At 41.4% G+C, this 15,593-nt stretch carries 13 protein-coding genes and 2 pseudogenes; 12 read left to right on the top strand and 3 right to left on the bottom strand.

From position 1 onward, the window contains the following. Window positions 1-110: 110 nt before the first annotated feature. On the bottom strand, window positions 111-5,861 hold the full coding sequence (locus DX073_RS03900; RefSeq protein ID WP_115005726.1) for an Ig-like domain-containing protein: 5,751 nt from the start codon (window positions 5,859-5,861) through the stop codon (window positions 111-113). A 185-nt stretch (window positions 5,862-6,046) separates the two neighbouring features. Between DX073_RS03900 and ychF the strand changes: the two genes are divergently transcribed. Genes ychF through DX073_RS03870 form a run of 6 tightly spaced genes read left to right on the top strand, consistent with a single transcriptional unit; the run spans window position 6,047 to window position 11,029 of the window. Further along, a complete protein-coding gene (ychF, locus tag DX073_RS03895) occupies window positions 6,047-7,138 on the top strand; it encodes a redox-regulated ATPase YchF (RefSeq protein ID WP_115005724.1) in 1,092 nt (363 codons plus the stop codon). 44 nt (window positions 7,139-7,182) lie between these two features. Next, window positions 7,183-7,647, top strand: coding sequence for a DUF441 domain-containing protein (locus tag DX073_RS03890; protein WP_115005722.1), 465 nt, complete (start codon window positions 7,183-7,185; stop codon window positions 7,645-7,647). Window positions 7,648-7,675: 28 nt separating this feature from the next. Beyond that, complete coding sequence (locus DX073_RS03885; RefSeq protein WP_115005720.1) at window positions 7,676-8,080, top strand: hypothetical protein; 405 nt, start codon at window positions 7,676-7,678, stop codon at window positions 8,078-8,080. An 11-nt stretch (window positions 8,081-8,091) separates the two neighbouring features. Beyond that, on the top strand, window positions 8,092-9,393 hold the full coding sequence (locus DX073_RS03880; protein ID WP_115005718.1) for a hypothetical protein: 1,302 nt from the start codon (window positions 8,092-8,094) through the stop codon (window positions 9,391-9,393). Between the two features lie 41 nt (window positions 9,394-9,434). Beyond that, window positions 9,435-10,748, top strand: a complete 1,314-nt coding sequence (locus tag DX073_RS03875) for a hypothetical protein (RefSeq protein ID WP_115005716.1) — start codon at window positions 9,435-9,437, stop codon at window positions 10,746-10,748. Between the two features lie 23 nt (window positions 10,749-10,771). Further along, complete coding sequence (locus DX073_RS03870; protein WP_115005714.1) at window positions 10,772-11,029, top strand: DUF333 domain-containing protein; 258 nt, start codon at window positions 10,772-10,774, stop codon at window positions 11,027-11,029. A gap of 250 nt (window positions 11,030-11,279) precedes the next feature. Here the strand turns inward: DX073_RS03870 and DX073_RS03865 are convergent, their stop codons facing one another. Further along, complete coding sequence (locus DX073_RS03865) at window positions 11,280-11,963, bottom strand: YcxB family protein (RefSeq protein ID WP_115005712.1); 684 nt, start codon at window positions 11,961-11,963, stop codon at window positions 11,280-11,282. Window positions 11,964-12,128: 165 nt separating this feature from the next. Between DX073_RS03865 and serS the strand changes: the two genes are divergently transcribed. The 6 genes and pseudogenes from serS to DX073_RS15020 all read left to right on the top strand — a co-directional run. Further along, a complete protein-coding gene (serS, locus tag DX073_RS03855; RefSeq protein ID WP_258556865.1) occupies window positions 12,129-13,553 on the top strand; it encodes a serine--tRNA ligase in 1,425 nt (474 codons plus the stop codon). Window positions 13,554-13,559: 6 nt separating this feature from the next. Continuing rightward, a complete protein-coding gene (locus tag DX073_RS03850; protein ID WP_115005709.1) occupies window positions 13,560-13,778 on the top strand; it encodes a hypothetical protein in 219 nt (72 codons plus the stop codon). Window positions 13,779-13,846: 68 nt separating this feature from the next. Further along, window positions 13,847-14,068, top strand: coding sequence for a hypothetical protein (locus tag DX073_RS03845; protein ID WP_115005708.1), 222 nt, complete (start codon window positions 13,847-13,849; stop codon window positions 14,066-14,068). Next, window positions 14,069-14,446: a type II toxin-antitoxin system VapC family toxin gene (locus DX073_RS03840; protein ID WP_115005705.1), complete on the top strand. Its 378-nt coding sequence runs from the start codon at window positions 14,069-14,071 to the stop codon at window positions 14,444-14,446. It abuts the gene before it with no gap. An 11-nt stretch (window positions 14,447-14,457) separates the two neighbouring features. Beyond that, complete coding sequence (locus DX073_RS03835) at window positions 14,458-15,066, top strand: RNA 2'-phosphotransferase (RefSeq protein WP_115005703.1); 609 nt, start codon at window positions 14,458-14,460, stop codon at window positions 15,064-15,066. 54 nt (window positions 15,067-15,120) lie between these two features. Continuing rightward, window positions 15,121-15,237 (top strand): annotated as a pseudogene (locus DX073_RS15020) (hypothetical protein); the annotation flags it as partial. Between the two features lie 19 nt (window positions 15,238-15,256). Here DX073_RS15020 and DX073_RS14655 read toward each other — a convergent pair. Next, window positions 15,257-15,529, bottom strand: a pseudogene (locus tag DX073_RS14655) (hypothetical protein); the annotation flags it as partial. Window positions 15,530-15,593: the final 64 nt, after the last annotated feature.

Genomic DNA, 15,593 nt, shown 5'->3' with positions numbered 1-15,593 from the left:
TGATGGGATTTTGCAACCATGCTTGTTTGGCGGTGTGTTTTGAAGGTTGGAGCATTGTGTTAAAAAATTTGGGGAGTGCATTTGCATTCCCCAAATTTACCTTTATCGGATTAAATAATCTGATATTGGATTTGATTTTCATTAAGTCCCGCGCCAAGGTTGGCAAAGACAATGGCATTGACCACACCTGCACCGTCCGCATCATAGCTCAAATTGCCTGTCGTGCTGTCGTATTTGATAAAGTCGCCCACGCTGGTTTGTCCTGCCAATGCGGTGAAAATGGCATCATCAAGAACGATTTTGTCATTGACAATATCAAAGTCGGTGATGATATCCACCGAGCCATCAAGCAGGGTGCTAAATCTAAAATAATCCGCTCCATCACCACCCGTCAAGGTGTCACTGCCACGCCCACCATCTAGGGTATCATCGCCCGCTCCACCAATCAGCGTGTTGTTACCACTATTACCAATCAAGGTGTTATTTTCGCGATTACCTGTGGCATTAAGATTGGCATAGCCAAGCAAGGTGATATTTTCCAAATGCTCACCCAGCGTATAATCAATGTAACTATACACCGTATCCGTGCCTTCTCCTGCAAGCTCGGTAATGGTGTCGCCTGTGTTGTCAATGACATAGCTGTCATTGCCTTGACCGCCAATCAGCGTATCCGCCCCTTGACCGCCATCCAGATAATCATCGCCAAGTCCGCCATAAATGATATCATCGCCGTCATTACCAAAGATGTTGTTATTTGCATTGTTGCCTGTTAAGACATCGGCAAAGTTTGAGCCTTTTAAGTTTTCAATTTGTGTGCCATAGCCAATAAAGCCTTGTCCTTTGACATAGTCGGTGTGCGTGTACTTGCCTACGTTGCCTGACAAGGTATAGCCTGACAGGTCTTGGTTGGCAAAGTAGACGTTGTTGCCTTCTATGGTGGTTTTTTCTTTGATGACAAAGGTGTCTGATTTTTGGCTGGTGCGATAAATCCACGAACCTGGGGTTAGATTCACTGTTACGCCTTCTTGTTCATAAGAGGCATCAAAAGTATCCACACCGCTTGCATCCGCGATATAAATCGTACCGTCTTGGATAAGCGAAGCATAATTGCCAAAGCCATAAACATCATCGCCTACATTAACCGTCTTGGCGACACCAAAACGATAGTGCATATACATGACATCGTATAGGCTTAGGTCTTGAAATCCTAAGTTCCAATGATAATTTGGACTGTATGACATCACCGAAAATTCAGAGGTATAATCTTCAGGTGTGGCAAAACCATACTTGCTATAAACGCCATCGGTATGCTTGCCTGAAAAAGTGTGAAACAACTCGTGCATGGTCAAATAATGATGATAGTTGCCAGGATTTGGATTGTCGGAGAAGTTACCAGTATCAAAGACGACATTCCCTCCACCATAGGCAAACGCTCCGCTGGACGCAAATGCACCTATGGCATCGCCATAGATAAAGTTAATGCCAGCACCACCAACTTCTTGATAACTGCCAACTTCCACAAATTCAACGTTGGCAATGGCTGCATATTTGGCAAGGCTATTTTTGACAAAGGTTTTTAAGTTCTCTGAAAAATCTCGTGTAGAACCTTCTGCAACATAGCCACGCCCTTGATATTGCCAATCTGGGCTTGTGGTCTCTGCCTGTGTGGCAAAGTAGTATTTGATTTTAGCAGGTGTGCCATTTTCGCTAAATCCACCAAAAGGCGTGTGCGTATAACTTAAAAATCCGCCCCGAGTGTCAGATGCCACCGAGTCAATCATATAGGCAAAATTATAATCATCATCAGTATGCTTTATTTTGCGGTCAGCAGGGCTTGTGTGCGTATGTTTGCTGACAAAGTCGCCTGTGGATTGTATGGCGTTATTATAGATGACAACATCATTGACACGAATCGCTTTGCCTTCTAAGTCTTTGGTGGCAAGTGTGGCGGTAATGTTGCCTGTGTGTTTGGCAAGCGTTTCGCTGTCCACATTAACCACAAAGACATTGCCGTCTTGGACTTTGGTGGTGTAGTTTTGACCGCCAATGGTAACCGTAATGTCATCGCCTACTTGTGCCGAGCCTGATGCTATGCCTGTAATAGCGGTGGTTTTGGTAGGGGTGCTTAGGGTGGTTGTGCCATCTTGGGCTTTGGTATTGTCCTGCCATTCTACGCTGATTTTGCCAAGTTCGCTTTGGGCAACGCCGTCTCTTGCTCCGACTTGGCGAACGGTTTTGGCATTGCCTGCACCTGCCAAATAATACAATGTGCCAGAAGTAATAAATTCATAGCTGATGGCTTGACCGTTTAGGCTATCTGCTTCGCTTTTTGATAGGTCAATGTGGAATGACATGTCATCGCGGTTAAAGCCTGCGTTAAACGACTTATCGCCAATTTTTACCACAATCGCTTCTAGGCTGTCGCTGTTGTAGCCTTGGGCAAAAATGCTGTCATTTAGGGCAAGTTTGCCACTTAGGCGTACCGAGCCAAAGCCGTCCGCCACGCCATTATCGCTGGTATTATCGCCAATGTGGGTGATTTTAATGCTGGCCGACACATCATTTTGCACATCATAATTATGGGTATTGGATGCCAAAAATTCGCCATTATCAAGCACTTGGGCGGATAAAGTATAGCCTTGGTGTTTGGCAAGCAGTTGTCCATTGATTTGTGTTTTAAAAGTCAAATCCATGCCCACAGTAGTGGTAAAGGTTTGCTCGCCTACTTTAATTTGTACTGTTTGCCCTGCCTTAGCGTCCGCTCCCGTTACCTTGCCTGATACTTCAAGGAGGGTGGATTGTTCGCTGACATTAATCAGGTTGTCGCTGGTAATGGGGTCAAACTCTAGCTTAATGTCTTTGGCAGTAACATTATAAATTAGGCTGTCGTCATCAAAGCCTGTATTGCCAAGCTCATCTTGTGTGGTTAAAGTGGCGTTGATAGCTGTATTTGCCAAAATAACCGCTTTTGGCACGGCTTGGCTAAATTCACCATTTACCACATCAACATGATAAGTTTCGTTGCCAATGGTTAAGCTTACTTTATCGCTTGTCTGATATTCGCCTGTTACCGTGCCTGTAATGGTAAAGCTGTCGGCAATTTCATTAGGTGCAATGGCATTGTCGCCTGTGATGGCGTTTAGTTTGATTTCCACGCTTGGGGCATTGACATCTACTTTGTAAGTAGCAGGCGTGTTTGCTTGGGCTTGGTTATTGGTGTAGTCGGTGGCAAAAAGTTTGGCGGTTAGGTTGCCATTTGCGTCAATCAAAGCTTGGGTTGGCACATCAAGTGTCCAAGTACCGATGGTTTTTTGACCATTACCAGAGCTGGTTACCGTTTTTTGAGCAATAAAGGTTTGTTCACCAATGTCAATGGTTAACGGAGCATTGGCAAGGGCAACATCGCCATCAATCTCAAACAAGCCTGTCAAAGTGGTGGTTGGATTGGTATTTTGATAGGCAATGTTAATATTGTCAATTGGATTGACGGTCAAAACAGGTGTGCTAATGTCGGTGTCATTGATGCTGTATTTTAAAGTGGTGGTTTTTGTGCCTGCGTTATTGCCTGCGTTGTCATACAAATAGGCGGAAATATCAGCAACTTTATCGGTGTCGGCAAGTAGGTCAGCGGTTTTAATATTGATACTAAATGTGCCTGTTTGCCCTGTAACTGTAGTTGCATAAGCCTTGCCATTCACCGTTACGGTAATATCCATCGCATTTTCAATACCCTCTGCGGTCAGCGTATTTCTAATGGAATTAAAAGTACCTGTCATGGTTGTAAATTCTTGCCAAGTGTCGTTTTGGTCAATGACATTGTCATCAGAAACAAAAGTCGGCACAACATCGCCCCAGCGTGGCGAATAAGCGGCCGCTTTGTAGCTTTGGCTATCGCTGTACTCTTGCCCATTTGTCATCAAAATTGCCTTGACGGTATCATAAGAGCGGTGCAATTCTGCACCACTAATGCGATAAGTATAAATGCCATCAGCACCAAGGTTAGCATCGACCGTTTTGGCAAGCACGCCCGCCTTATAAAATTCCAATTTAACCGTAGAAGTTGCCACATCTGCCCGTTCAATCTTGCCTGTGATAGCAATGTTGGGATTGCTACTGCCATAATTAAACTCAGCTGCATTGACAATGTTGTCCCCTGCAATTGGATTTAGGGTAATGCTTGGGGCGGTAGGCAATGGCGGTATAACAGGTTGTTCAACCGTATAAGTTTGGGTATTGGTGTCTTGTCCTGTATTGCCTGCGGTATCAGTGCTTTTGATGGTGGCACTAATGCTATCGTATTTGGTCAGCTCATCGGTGGCAATATCAGCACTGAATGTGCCATCGTCATTGAGACGAGCTTCTACGGTTTTTTGGTTGTTGTTTGTGCAGGTGGAGCATAGGCAAATCAGCACAAACTTGTTGGTATCGGTTTTGACAAAATTGCCAATGCTACCTGTGATTGTGGTTGTGGGCTGATTTTGTTCGCTTAAATCAATGCGGTTGTCGCCTGTAATTGGATTGAGAGTGATTTTGGGTGTGGGGGCAACGGTATCCACTTCATAACTGTGGTCTTTTTCGCCTTTGGCGGTATTACCTGCGGTGTCAGTGGTAATGACGGTTGCCAAAATGCTGGTATGATTTTTTAGGGTAGAACCTGCCACCGTTAGGCTAAATTTGCCCCCTTGTACTGGCACATCTTGCGACACTCCGCCAATAATGACTTTGACAATATCGCCGTCTTTGGCATGTTCTACCGTGCCTGAAACCACTAGGTTTTCGTTACTTTCGGCAAGGTTGATGATGTTGTCATTGGTAAGATTGTCAAAGGTAATCACAGGTGTGTCAATTTGGGTATCGACATTATAACTGCCTGTGGCGTTGGTGCTGACGCTTGCCCCTGTGTGGTCTTTGGCGGTCAAAATGGCGGTCAAGGTCTGGCTACCTTCGGCAAAGGCTAAGGTTTCGCCCGAGACATCAAGCGTCCAAGTGTTGCCTGTCAAAGTCGCAGGGTGGTCTTGTCTGCCTATTTTGACAATGACTTGTTGCTCGCTGGTGGTCGGGTCAAAATTTACCGTCCCTGTCAAAGTAAAGCTCAACGCCTTATCGGCAATGTTAATCACCCCATCGTCAATGGCGTTGATGGTAATTGCAAGCGGAATGGTGGGCTCAGGCGTTGGCTCAGGCGTTGGCTCAGGCGTTGGCTCAGGCGTTGGCTCAGGCGTTGGCTCAGGCGTTGGCTCAGGCGTTGGCTCAGGCGTTGGCTCAGGCGTTGGCTCAGGCGTTGGCTCAGGCGTTGGCTCAGGCGTTGGCTCAGGCGTTGGCTCAGGCGTTGGCTCAGGCGTTGGCTCAGGCGTTGGCTCAGGCGTTGGCTCAGGCGTTGGCTCAGGCGTTGGCTCAGGCGTTGGCTCAGGCGTTGGCTCAGGCGTTGGAACGAAATGATTATCATTTATATTTTTAATAGGGTGGTCATTTGTGCTTTTGTCGTGGTGTAAAATGGTTGCTCCAAGTCCTGTGGCAAGAAGCCCAGCCAGCCAAGAAGAGTGCAAAACACCGCCTGCTGTCGTATTTGCTGTGGCAAGACTGGCATTTAAATCACTTAAGGCGGTGGGGTCAGTGATGGGCAAAGCATCTTGAAAATTTTCAAGATGCAAAGATGCATTAACATCCTCGGGCAAGTACACATAAATGTCATCGCCTACCACTTCCATCACAGGATTGTGTAAAACCTCTCCTTCTTCATTGATGATTTGATAAACAGTATTTTTCTTGGCTTTAAGTTTTAGGGGTTTTTTGCTATTTAAAGCATGAGTTTCGGTTGTTTGGTTTTGGATGACAATAAGCTGGTATTTGCTTGTTTTCATGGCGGTTGCTCTATTAATTTGAAATACTTTATTATAGCATGATTTTTAAATAATATAGATTAACCGTTTGCTGCAAACCTTCAAACCAATCGAACTGCGTTGGTTTGAAAATACGTAAATTTTGCTTAATTTATCGCCTAAACTTTGCTATAATAAAAGATTTAAATTTAACAGAGAGATAACTCATGGGCTTTAATTGTGGTATTGTTGGACTGCCAAATGTGGGCAAATCCACCCTTTTTAACGCACTGACCAAAGCAGGCATCGCTGCCGAAAACTTCCCCTTTTGTACCAAAGACCCCAACACAGGCATTGTGCCTGTGCCTGACCCACGCCTAAAACAACTTGCCGACATCGTAAAGCCTGAACGAGTGATTCCCACCAGTATGGAATTTGTGGACATTGCAGGGCTTGTGGCAGGGGCAAGCAAAGGCGAGGGTATGGGCAACCAATTTCTTGCCAATATCCGTGAGACGGACGCCATCGCCCATGTCGTGCGGTGCTTTGATGATGACAATGTCATTCATGTGGACGGTCGGGTCAATCCTTTGTCGGACATTGAAACAATTAACACCGAGCTTGCATTGGCGGACTTAGAAGCCGTCACCCGTGCCATCACCAATGTCGGCAAAAAAGCCAAAGGGGGCGACAAAGAAGCCAAAGCAATGCTAGATGTCTTTACCAAGATTGAGCCATTTTTGGCGGATGGCAAACCTGCTAGAATGGCAAATTTAGACGATGATGAGAAAAAACTCATCAAATCCTATGGACTTATCACCCTAAAACCTGTGATGTACATCGCCAATGTGAGTGAAGACGGCTTTGACAATAACCCCCATTTGGATGCGGTGCGTGAATTTGCCAAAAATGATAATGCCATTGTTGTGCCACTTTGCAACCAACTAGAATCGGAAATCGCCCAGCTTGACGAAGACGAAAAGGCAGAGTTTTTAGAAAGTTTGGGAATGGCAGAGGCAGGCTTGGATAGAGTTATCCGTGCAGGTTATGAGCTGTTAAAAATGCAAACCTACTTTACCGCAGGGGTCAAAGAAGTACGAGCGTGGACGGTGCCTGTTGGGGCGACCGCACCACAGGCGGCGGGCGTGATTCATACCGACTTTGAGCGTGGCTTTATCCGTGCCGAAGTGATTGCCTTTGATGATTTTATTGAATATCAAGGCGAAAAAGGGGCAAGCTCGGCAGGCAAATCTCGCCTAGAAGGCAAAACCTATGTGGTGCAGGACGGTGATGTGATGCATTTTAGGTTTAATGTATAAGTGTATAAGTGGGTTTAATGTCCAAATAGGTTAAAGTCATTAAAATGCCAAGCTTTGCCAACCTTGATGTCAGCTTAATTGTTTTGTTTATTTTGCTGGGCTTGGGCGTGTTTAGCCAAAATAATACGATTGTTTTGGCGACCGCTCTCTTAATCATCATCAAAGTCAGCCCTTTTGGTGCTGTACTTTTGCCCTATGTGGACAAATATGGGCTAAGTTTGGGCATTTTGATTTTGACCATTGGCGTGCTGACCCCGATTGCCAGTGGCAAATTGAGCAGTGAGACGATTTTGCAATCCTTTGTCAGTCCAAAATCGCTCATTGCCATTTTGGTGGGGCTGTTGGTTGCCTATCTGGGCGGTCGTGGCGTTAAGTTAATGACTGCTGAACCAAGCGTTATTGCAGGGCTACTCATTGGCACGGTACTGGGCGTGGCGTTTTTAAGAGGTGTGCCTGTCGGTCCGCTGATTGCGGCAGGGATTTTATCGCTGTTTTATTGGCAGAAATGAAGGTTTGTGTTTTTAATCAGGCGAGTTTATGAAAGCTCTCATTATTATTGCATTCTTTATGTTATTACCCAACACAAGTTTTGCCTATGAAAATCCCGACCAAAAAGCTACTTGTTATTTATTTAAAAACAATAAATTACAAAAGAAATCCGCCTGCCTTATGCAAACTGGTGGTGGTGCAGGTGGTATGTATGCTATTTTGACATTCAATAACAAAAAATATCATTTTGAAACCGAAACAATGACAGGAAATTATGAGATTACTTATTATCCCAATAATAATTTAAACAAGCCTACGTCAGTTGCACCTTACTACCGAGACCAAAAAACTCTCAAAATCTTAACTCAAAAAGAAAGCGAAAGTCGTGAAAATTTATTGGCTTGTCGTAAAACCAAAGATAGCACATTAGATTTTTGTTATCGTTCATATTAAAAGGGATTTTTATGAAAATTTTATTCCCCCTAATCGCCCTATTATTGCTTACTGCTTGCCCCAATAATCAAGGGCAGGCAAACTCTATTCAATCTGATAATACACAGCCCAAACAAGAAAGTACTGCCCCTTTAATAGAAGTTACACCCCAAGAAAATCAAACCAATCAAGAAACCAACCCATTAGAAGAAACAATCACAAGCGATATTTTTAATAATGGGTTTACGATTGATGATTATCCCTTATCCATTCAAAAAATATCCAAACAAGAATTTACCAAAGTATTGGACAAATCCCTAACAATAGAAAATTCAACCATTACCACAGGATTTGATGACATCAATCATGCCAAAGTAGCATTAAAAGGCGTGATAGAAGTTGATGAAAATGACTTAATTACTCAAATTAATGCAAAAAATGGCAATACTGTCAAACTTTTAGCGGATTTTGAATTTTACAATGCAGATGAAAATACTTTATCCATTATCATGGACGATGGTTATTCTGGTATTAGTCTAAATACAGGTAAATTTATTGGCACTTACAAGCTCAATTCTTTTACCTCCCCCAATAAACGATACCGTTTTTCTGGCACAGCGTATGAAGGTTGTGCCTATCCTTTTGTTGAAAAATATATTAACAATGAATGGACAGCCATTATTCGTTTAGATGATATTTTTAACCAAACCATTAGCAAACAGGATAATCAACTGGAGATTTGTGGTTATCAATTTGGGTTTTTTGAAAATAATCAAACCGCCTATATTAAAGTTACAAAAAATAAAGAAAACGATGACAGTGATTATTATAAAATTTATTTTAAATTTGATGAATTCACAAATTCATTCGATTTAACCACCATTCCCCAAAAGCCCTTACCCTTAGAAGTGGCGATTGACTTTGACAATTATGAACAATTCACTCATTTAAATAAAAACCAAGCCAAATTCTTTGCTGGACTTTATCCTACCGCCAAAGAGCTTGTGATTCTTGGTAAAGTGTCTTATAATCCCAACATCACAAGTTTAATAATGACATTTTCTAATACAGAAAATGAACACGAACTTATCACTCATCTTATCAATATTGATAAAAACGGCAATATCATTGATACACTTAATATTGCTTATGATGAAATTGCTGAAAGCTGGTCAAAAACTACTTCTGCATTACAAAAAGAACAAATCACAGTAACCGATTTTCACGATGGCGATCCCACCCAAGAAAATAGTTACAAAATAGATGATAAAGGTTATTTTTATTTGGTGGACAGTAAAGACTTTACCCAAACAAATCATGGTAATGATAATTAAACCAATTTCAATCATCAACCCAACCACTCAATAGGTGCTTTATGAAACTTCTATTCCCCTTAATCGCCCTATTATTGCTTACTGCTTGCCCCAATCATCAAGAGCCAGCAAATCCCATTCAATCTAACAATACACAACCCAAACAAAATACCGCCCCTTTAATAGAAGTTACACCCCAAGAAAATAAAGAAATCCAACAAGAAACCAATAAGCCAAAAGAAACAATGACAAGTGATATTTTTGATAATGGATTTACCATTGATGATTATCCTTTATTGATTGAAAAAATCAGCAAACAACAATACCAATCCGCCTTTGATAAACTTACCCAAAAACAAAAGCCAATACCCACCGCAATTAAAGATTTGGAACAAGCCAAAACTTTATTACAAGGCATTGTGGAATTTGACGAAAACACAGAAGCTGATGGCATTATAAAAAGCATTCATTTTAAAAATGGCGGCAGCATTCATCATCCCTACGCGTCTTTTATCGCCTATTACCCTGATGATAATATCTTGCTTGCCGAAGGCGGGCATTCTAGCGATATGAGTTTTAATCTTAATACGGGAAAAACAACAGAAGTCGTTGGCAATCCCAATTATGATGGATTATCATCGCCAAGTGGCAATTATAAAATGACCGCTTATTATGGTGGACAAGAATGCCACACCCATTTTATCCAAAAGAAAGTCAATGGCGAATGGATTAAAATCATAGAACTTAATGACATTTTTAATTATGTTTTAAAATTGGATTACCAAAATTCGTTATGTTTTTTGGACGATACATTTTTTGCTGACGATAATACCTTATATGCCATTCAATCTCAAGGTTATCCAACAAAAGTGATGGGTTATTATAAAATTACTTTAAAATCCGATACATCCTATCATCAAATGGACTTTTCTAATATTCCCAATCAATCCTTACCCTTAGAAGTGAATATCAGCTTTAATGATAACTTAAATAAAATAGATAGAAAAACTGCCAAATATTTTTCAGGCATCTACCCCAATGCAGAAGAAATTTATTTATTGGGTGTGGTAGATTATCAGCCTACCATAAAAAGTTTGATTATTGCCATTAAAGAAAATAGAGACATTCTCTCCACCAAACTCATCAATATAGACAACAAAGGTCATATCATTGATGTATTAGAAATTGCTTTAGATAGTGTGAGAGAGCATAATTGGACAGTAACTTCCCTATTAACAAAAGAACAAATCACAGTAACCGATTTTCACGATGGCGACCCCACCCAAGAAAATAGTTATAAAATAGATGATAAAGGCTATTTTTATTTGGTGGACAGTAAAGACTTTACCCAAACAAATCATAGCAATGACAATTAACCCAACCACTCAATAGGTGCTTTATGAAACTTTTATTTCCCTTCATCGCCCTTTTAACCTTAACCGCTTGTTCTATCAGCGTCATTCCCACCGATGTTAAAGTGGTTGGTATTTCTACCCCTGCCACCGAATTTTGTTTAAAACAAAAAGGTTTTGTCAATCCCACCACTGTAAATGGCAAACAAGTCAATATTTGTGAATTGCCAAACGGTCAAAAAGTGGAAGTGGGTGAGTTTTATAAAATAAGCGGTGGTTCAGAGCAATCGCACTACACCCCCTGACCAAACAACAACCAATCAAAATAAGACTTATTCTGCACACTCTTATTTTACGGCGTTTAACAGAAAGTTTGTTATTCTTAACCCCAATCAAGTTTAATGTAGTCAGGGTTAGTAATACTTTATGGTTTATTGGGGTATTTTAGTGTGTCAAAGGGTTTTGAAGGGGTCTTTTGATGGAATGACCATCAACCTTAAGTTTTTCCTTAAAAAACGTGTCATTTTTAGTGTAAACACCAAAGGCAGGCTCGTCCTAAGCCATACTTTCCATCTTTAACCCTTTTGGCGTAACCTCGCCCAAATGCTTAATAATGGTATCAATCGGTAAGTGATTGTTTTTTAAGCGTTTTGGGATAATTTGTGAGCCTTTTTGCCCTTGATGTTCAAACATGGCAAAAATAAACTCATCGGTCTCGTCCCATGAAGTTACCGCCGTCCAAGGGATAATCGCCTGTTGCATAGGCATGGCTTTCATGGTAAAGCCTTGTGCCGTATGTCCACGTTTTTTGCTTGCCGATTGGATTTGTTCTAGTTGCTCATTTGCCATTGGGACGCTCATCACCAAGCCTTGTGGTTGTACGCCCAATTTCATTTGGTTAAGCTCAGGCGGTAATTTAGTCTCATTGAGCTGTTTGTCAAATTCTCGTTTGGCATACCATTGCAATCCTTTTGTGCGGGCAATTAAATAGCCAATGCACAGTCCCAAAGTTAGCCAAAACAAAATCGTAGAATAGCCCGACACAAAAATAATGCCCAAAATGCTCGCCACCGCCAGCACGCCAAGCACAATCCATTCTTTGGTACGAATGGATTTTAGCCCAAAGGATTGACTGGATTTATTAAATAGGGCGAGCTGGGCGGATTTAAATTCGCTCTCTGTCATATTTAGAGCGACAGGCTGTATGGTGTAGGGATAAAGGGCTTTTTGCTTGCTCATTGTTTGTTCCTTGGAATAAAATGAGGTATTGTAGCACTATTATGGCAAATTTTCATTAAAAATCCTAATGGGAATTTGCCAAAAAATTTGTTATAATTGCTTTATTTTTAAAATCTCAAATTTTGGCAATTGGCGTATGCCTTTGCTCATGTTAGGACAAAAACAATGCTAGACCCAAAACTGCTCCGCTCTGACCTTGAAACCCTAAAAGCCCGTCTTGCCACTCGGGGTTATGAACTTGACATTGCTTTTTGGCAAGACCTTGAAAATAAAAGAAAATCTTTGCAGGTAGAAACCGAAAATCTGCAAGCCCAAAAAAATGACATTTCCAAGCAAATTGGTCAGATTGCAAGGGAATTAAAGAAGCTTAATGCCAATATAGATATTAAGCAGTTGATAGAATTTTTGGCGTACAAACATGGTGAACCACAAGCTAATGGCTACTTGATTAGTGATGACAAATGGATGAGTGATCGCATTCAGGAGACATTGGATGTGGGTGTGGAAGTTTGTGAGCTTATTCAGGAGAAAAAACTTAAAGAGCTTGCAAAAGAAGATTTGAATATTACAAATTTTTTGAGAAATAGAGAAGAAAAACTGCGTGAACTTCTTGCAATCATTGAAAGTGAGAGCCTAAAAATCCCCAACCTGCCAGACGACAGCGTCCCTGTGGGCGAAGACGAAAACGACAATGTGGAAATCCGCCGCTTTGGCGTGCCACGAGCGTTTGATTTTGAGATTAAAGACCATACCGATTTGGGCGAGGGTTTGGGACTCTTAGATTTTGAAATGGCAAGTAAACTCACAGGTTCACGGTTTAGTGTGTTAAAAGGACAGCTTGCCAAATTAAACCGTGCCTTGGTGCAATTTATGCTGGACACCCATACCAATAAAGGCTACACCGAAATGTATGTGCCTTATATGGTAAATGCCGAGAGCCTAAAAGGCACAGGACAACTCCCTAAATTTGAAGAAGATTTATTTCACGCTGACAATTATTATCTCATTCCAACATCAGAAGTTCCGCTAACCAACACCGTGCGTGATGTGATTGTTGAGCCAAGCGATTTGCCGATTAAATTGACCGCCCATACCCCGTGTTTTAGAAGCGAAGCGGGGAGTGCAGGGCGTGATACTCGGGGGCTTATTCGCCAACACCAATTTGAAAAAGTGGAAATGGTGCAAATTGTAAAAGCTGAAACTTCTATGCAAGCCTTAGAAGAAATGACCGCCCAAGCCGAAAGCATTTTACAAGCGTTAGAACTTCCCTACCGTGTGCTGACCCTTTGTACAGGCGATATGGGATTTAGTGCGACTAAGACTTATGACATTGAAGTCTGGCTACCGTCCCAAAATACTTATCGTGAGATTTCTAGCTGTTCTAACTGTGGCGACTTTCAAGCCCGCCGTATGCTTGCCCGCACCAAAGTGGACAAAAAGACCGAGCTTGTGCATACCCTAAACGGCTCTGGCTTGGCGGTGGGGCGGACTTTGCTTGCCATTATGGAAAATTACCAAAATGCCGATGGCACCATTACTGTACCAAAAGTGTTGGTGGGTTATATGGGTGGCTTGGAAGTGATTGGGTAGGATAAAATGTCAGATAGTGATGTTGATGATTTTGAACCTGAACCAGAACACTCATTGGCGTTTAGAATTTTTCGGGCGATTTTATTGGTGTTTTGCGTGCCTTTTGGATTTTTAATGGGCATTATGACTATTAAATATGTATTTTTTCAAACGCACGCCGTAGTAGCAAGCATATTTCTATTTTTGTGCGTGCTTAGTTGGTTTATCGCCAAAAAAGTTTATTAATAAGTATTATATAGCCGTAGGTGTGCAATATGCACCTACATTAATCTCTTAATACATAAGGAGATAATATGCAAACTTATCAAGCCATTTATCGTACGCCTGTTAATCAAATTGCCGTGCCAGAGCAATTTAGAATGGGCAATTTTGAAGTGGTATTTAAAGAAATTCCTGCGGATAATCCAGCAAAAAAAGCCAAAAATATGCCCAATCCTTTGTTAAAGGGAATTGGGATAAGGCACGATGATTTAATTGCTCCAACTACAGATAGCCAAGATTGGGAATTGGATTGAATGGTATTATTAGATACACATATTTGGTATCGTTGGCAATATGACGATTTACCAAAAAGAATATTAGACCCAATTCAAAATGCTGATAGGATTTTTGTGAGTGCAACTTCGTGTTGGGAAATTGCTCAACTTGTTAAACGAAAACGCTTAGAATTACCAATGTCTGCTGAGCAATGGGTATCTTTGGCAAGCGTTGGTATTGAGATTTTACCCATTAATAAAGAAATTGCAATGCTTACCGAAAGGCTGGGCAATCACCACAAAGACCCAGCCGACCGTTTTATTATTGCTACCAGCGTGTTTTATCAAATACCGATGATTAGCTTGGATATGATATTTCCAAAATATGATGAACTAAAATCCCTATTAATTCATTAAAGGATAATGATTTGCAAACAGATGAAAAAATCGCCAAAAAAATCAGTAAGTTTTTAAGCCTTATTTTACGGCATAAACCCGAGATTGTAAAAGTTACTTTGGATAAGCAAGGTTTTACCAACATTGATGTTTTATTAAATCACATTAACAAATTTGGCAATTTACCTTTTTTAATTACTCGTGAAGCCATTGATGAAGTGGTGGCAAATAACGATAAAAAACGCTTTGAATTCTCAGCTGATGGCACACAAATCAGAGCAGTGCAGGGGCATTCTACACCAATGGTGGATAGGGATTATCCCATCAAAACGCCACCAAACCCTTTATATCACGGTACGGCTCGGCAATTTTTGCCAAACATTGCCAAAGAGGGCTTGATTGGCAAAACTCGCCATTTGGTGCATTTGTCTGAAAGCCTAGAAACCGCCAAAAAAGTTGGTGCAAGGCACGGCAAAGTTCGCTTATTAAAGATTGATACTGAGAAAATGTTAAAAGATGGTTTTGTTTTTTATCAAGCCGAGAATGGCGTATGGCTGACCAAAACCGTGCCAAGTCAGTATTTAACCACTTTTGATGGACAAACGCTTGATGCTTTGCTTGATGATAAATTCAAAAACTGACTGTATTAACTTTTTATTTTATTTCAACCTTTTTATTCACTTTGAGACCTTTTTATGACCAGTTTACCCACCTTTAACCCACCATTAAATGAACGCTATACCGCCAATGCCATTCGTGTTTTGGCGATGGATGCTGTACAAAAAGCCAACTCTGGACACCCTGGTGCACCAAGCTGGCACTGACATTACAAATGAGTGCACGTACTGGCAAATCGGCACTAAATGCGATGACTTGTCCGACATTTCGCTGATGATACGCATTGCCGATGTACATTTGTGTTTGACCTTGTAGCACAATGGAGATGCCACAACCTTTAATGGAGCCGTCATATTCAACATAAGGGCGGTCGCTGTGAAATAAATACAGATTGTCAATGTGGGTAACACGCCGTTCGTTGGGGGTGATGATGGTTAAAAGATTGTCAATCAGCGAGCGTGGAAAATAAGCATTGGCATCAAGCATCACAAAATCAATTCAAGGTTATTAAGATAATCAAAGTTATTGGGGCAAGCAAAAAGGCTTTATC

The sequence above is a fragment of the Moraxella lacunata genome, from assembly GCF_900453205.1.
Lineage (GTDB): Bacteria > Pseudomonadota > Gammaproteobacteria > Pseudomonadales > Moraxellaceae > Moraxella > Moraxella lacunata_B.
This window is presented reverse-complemented; position numbering and strand designations above follow the sequence as displayed.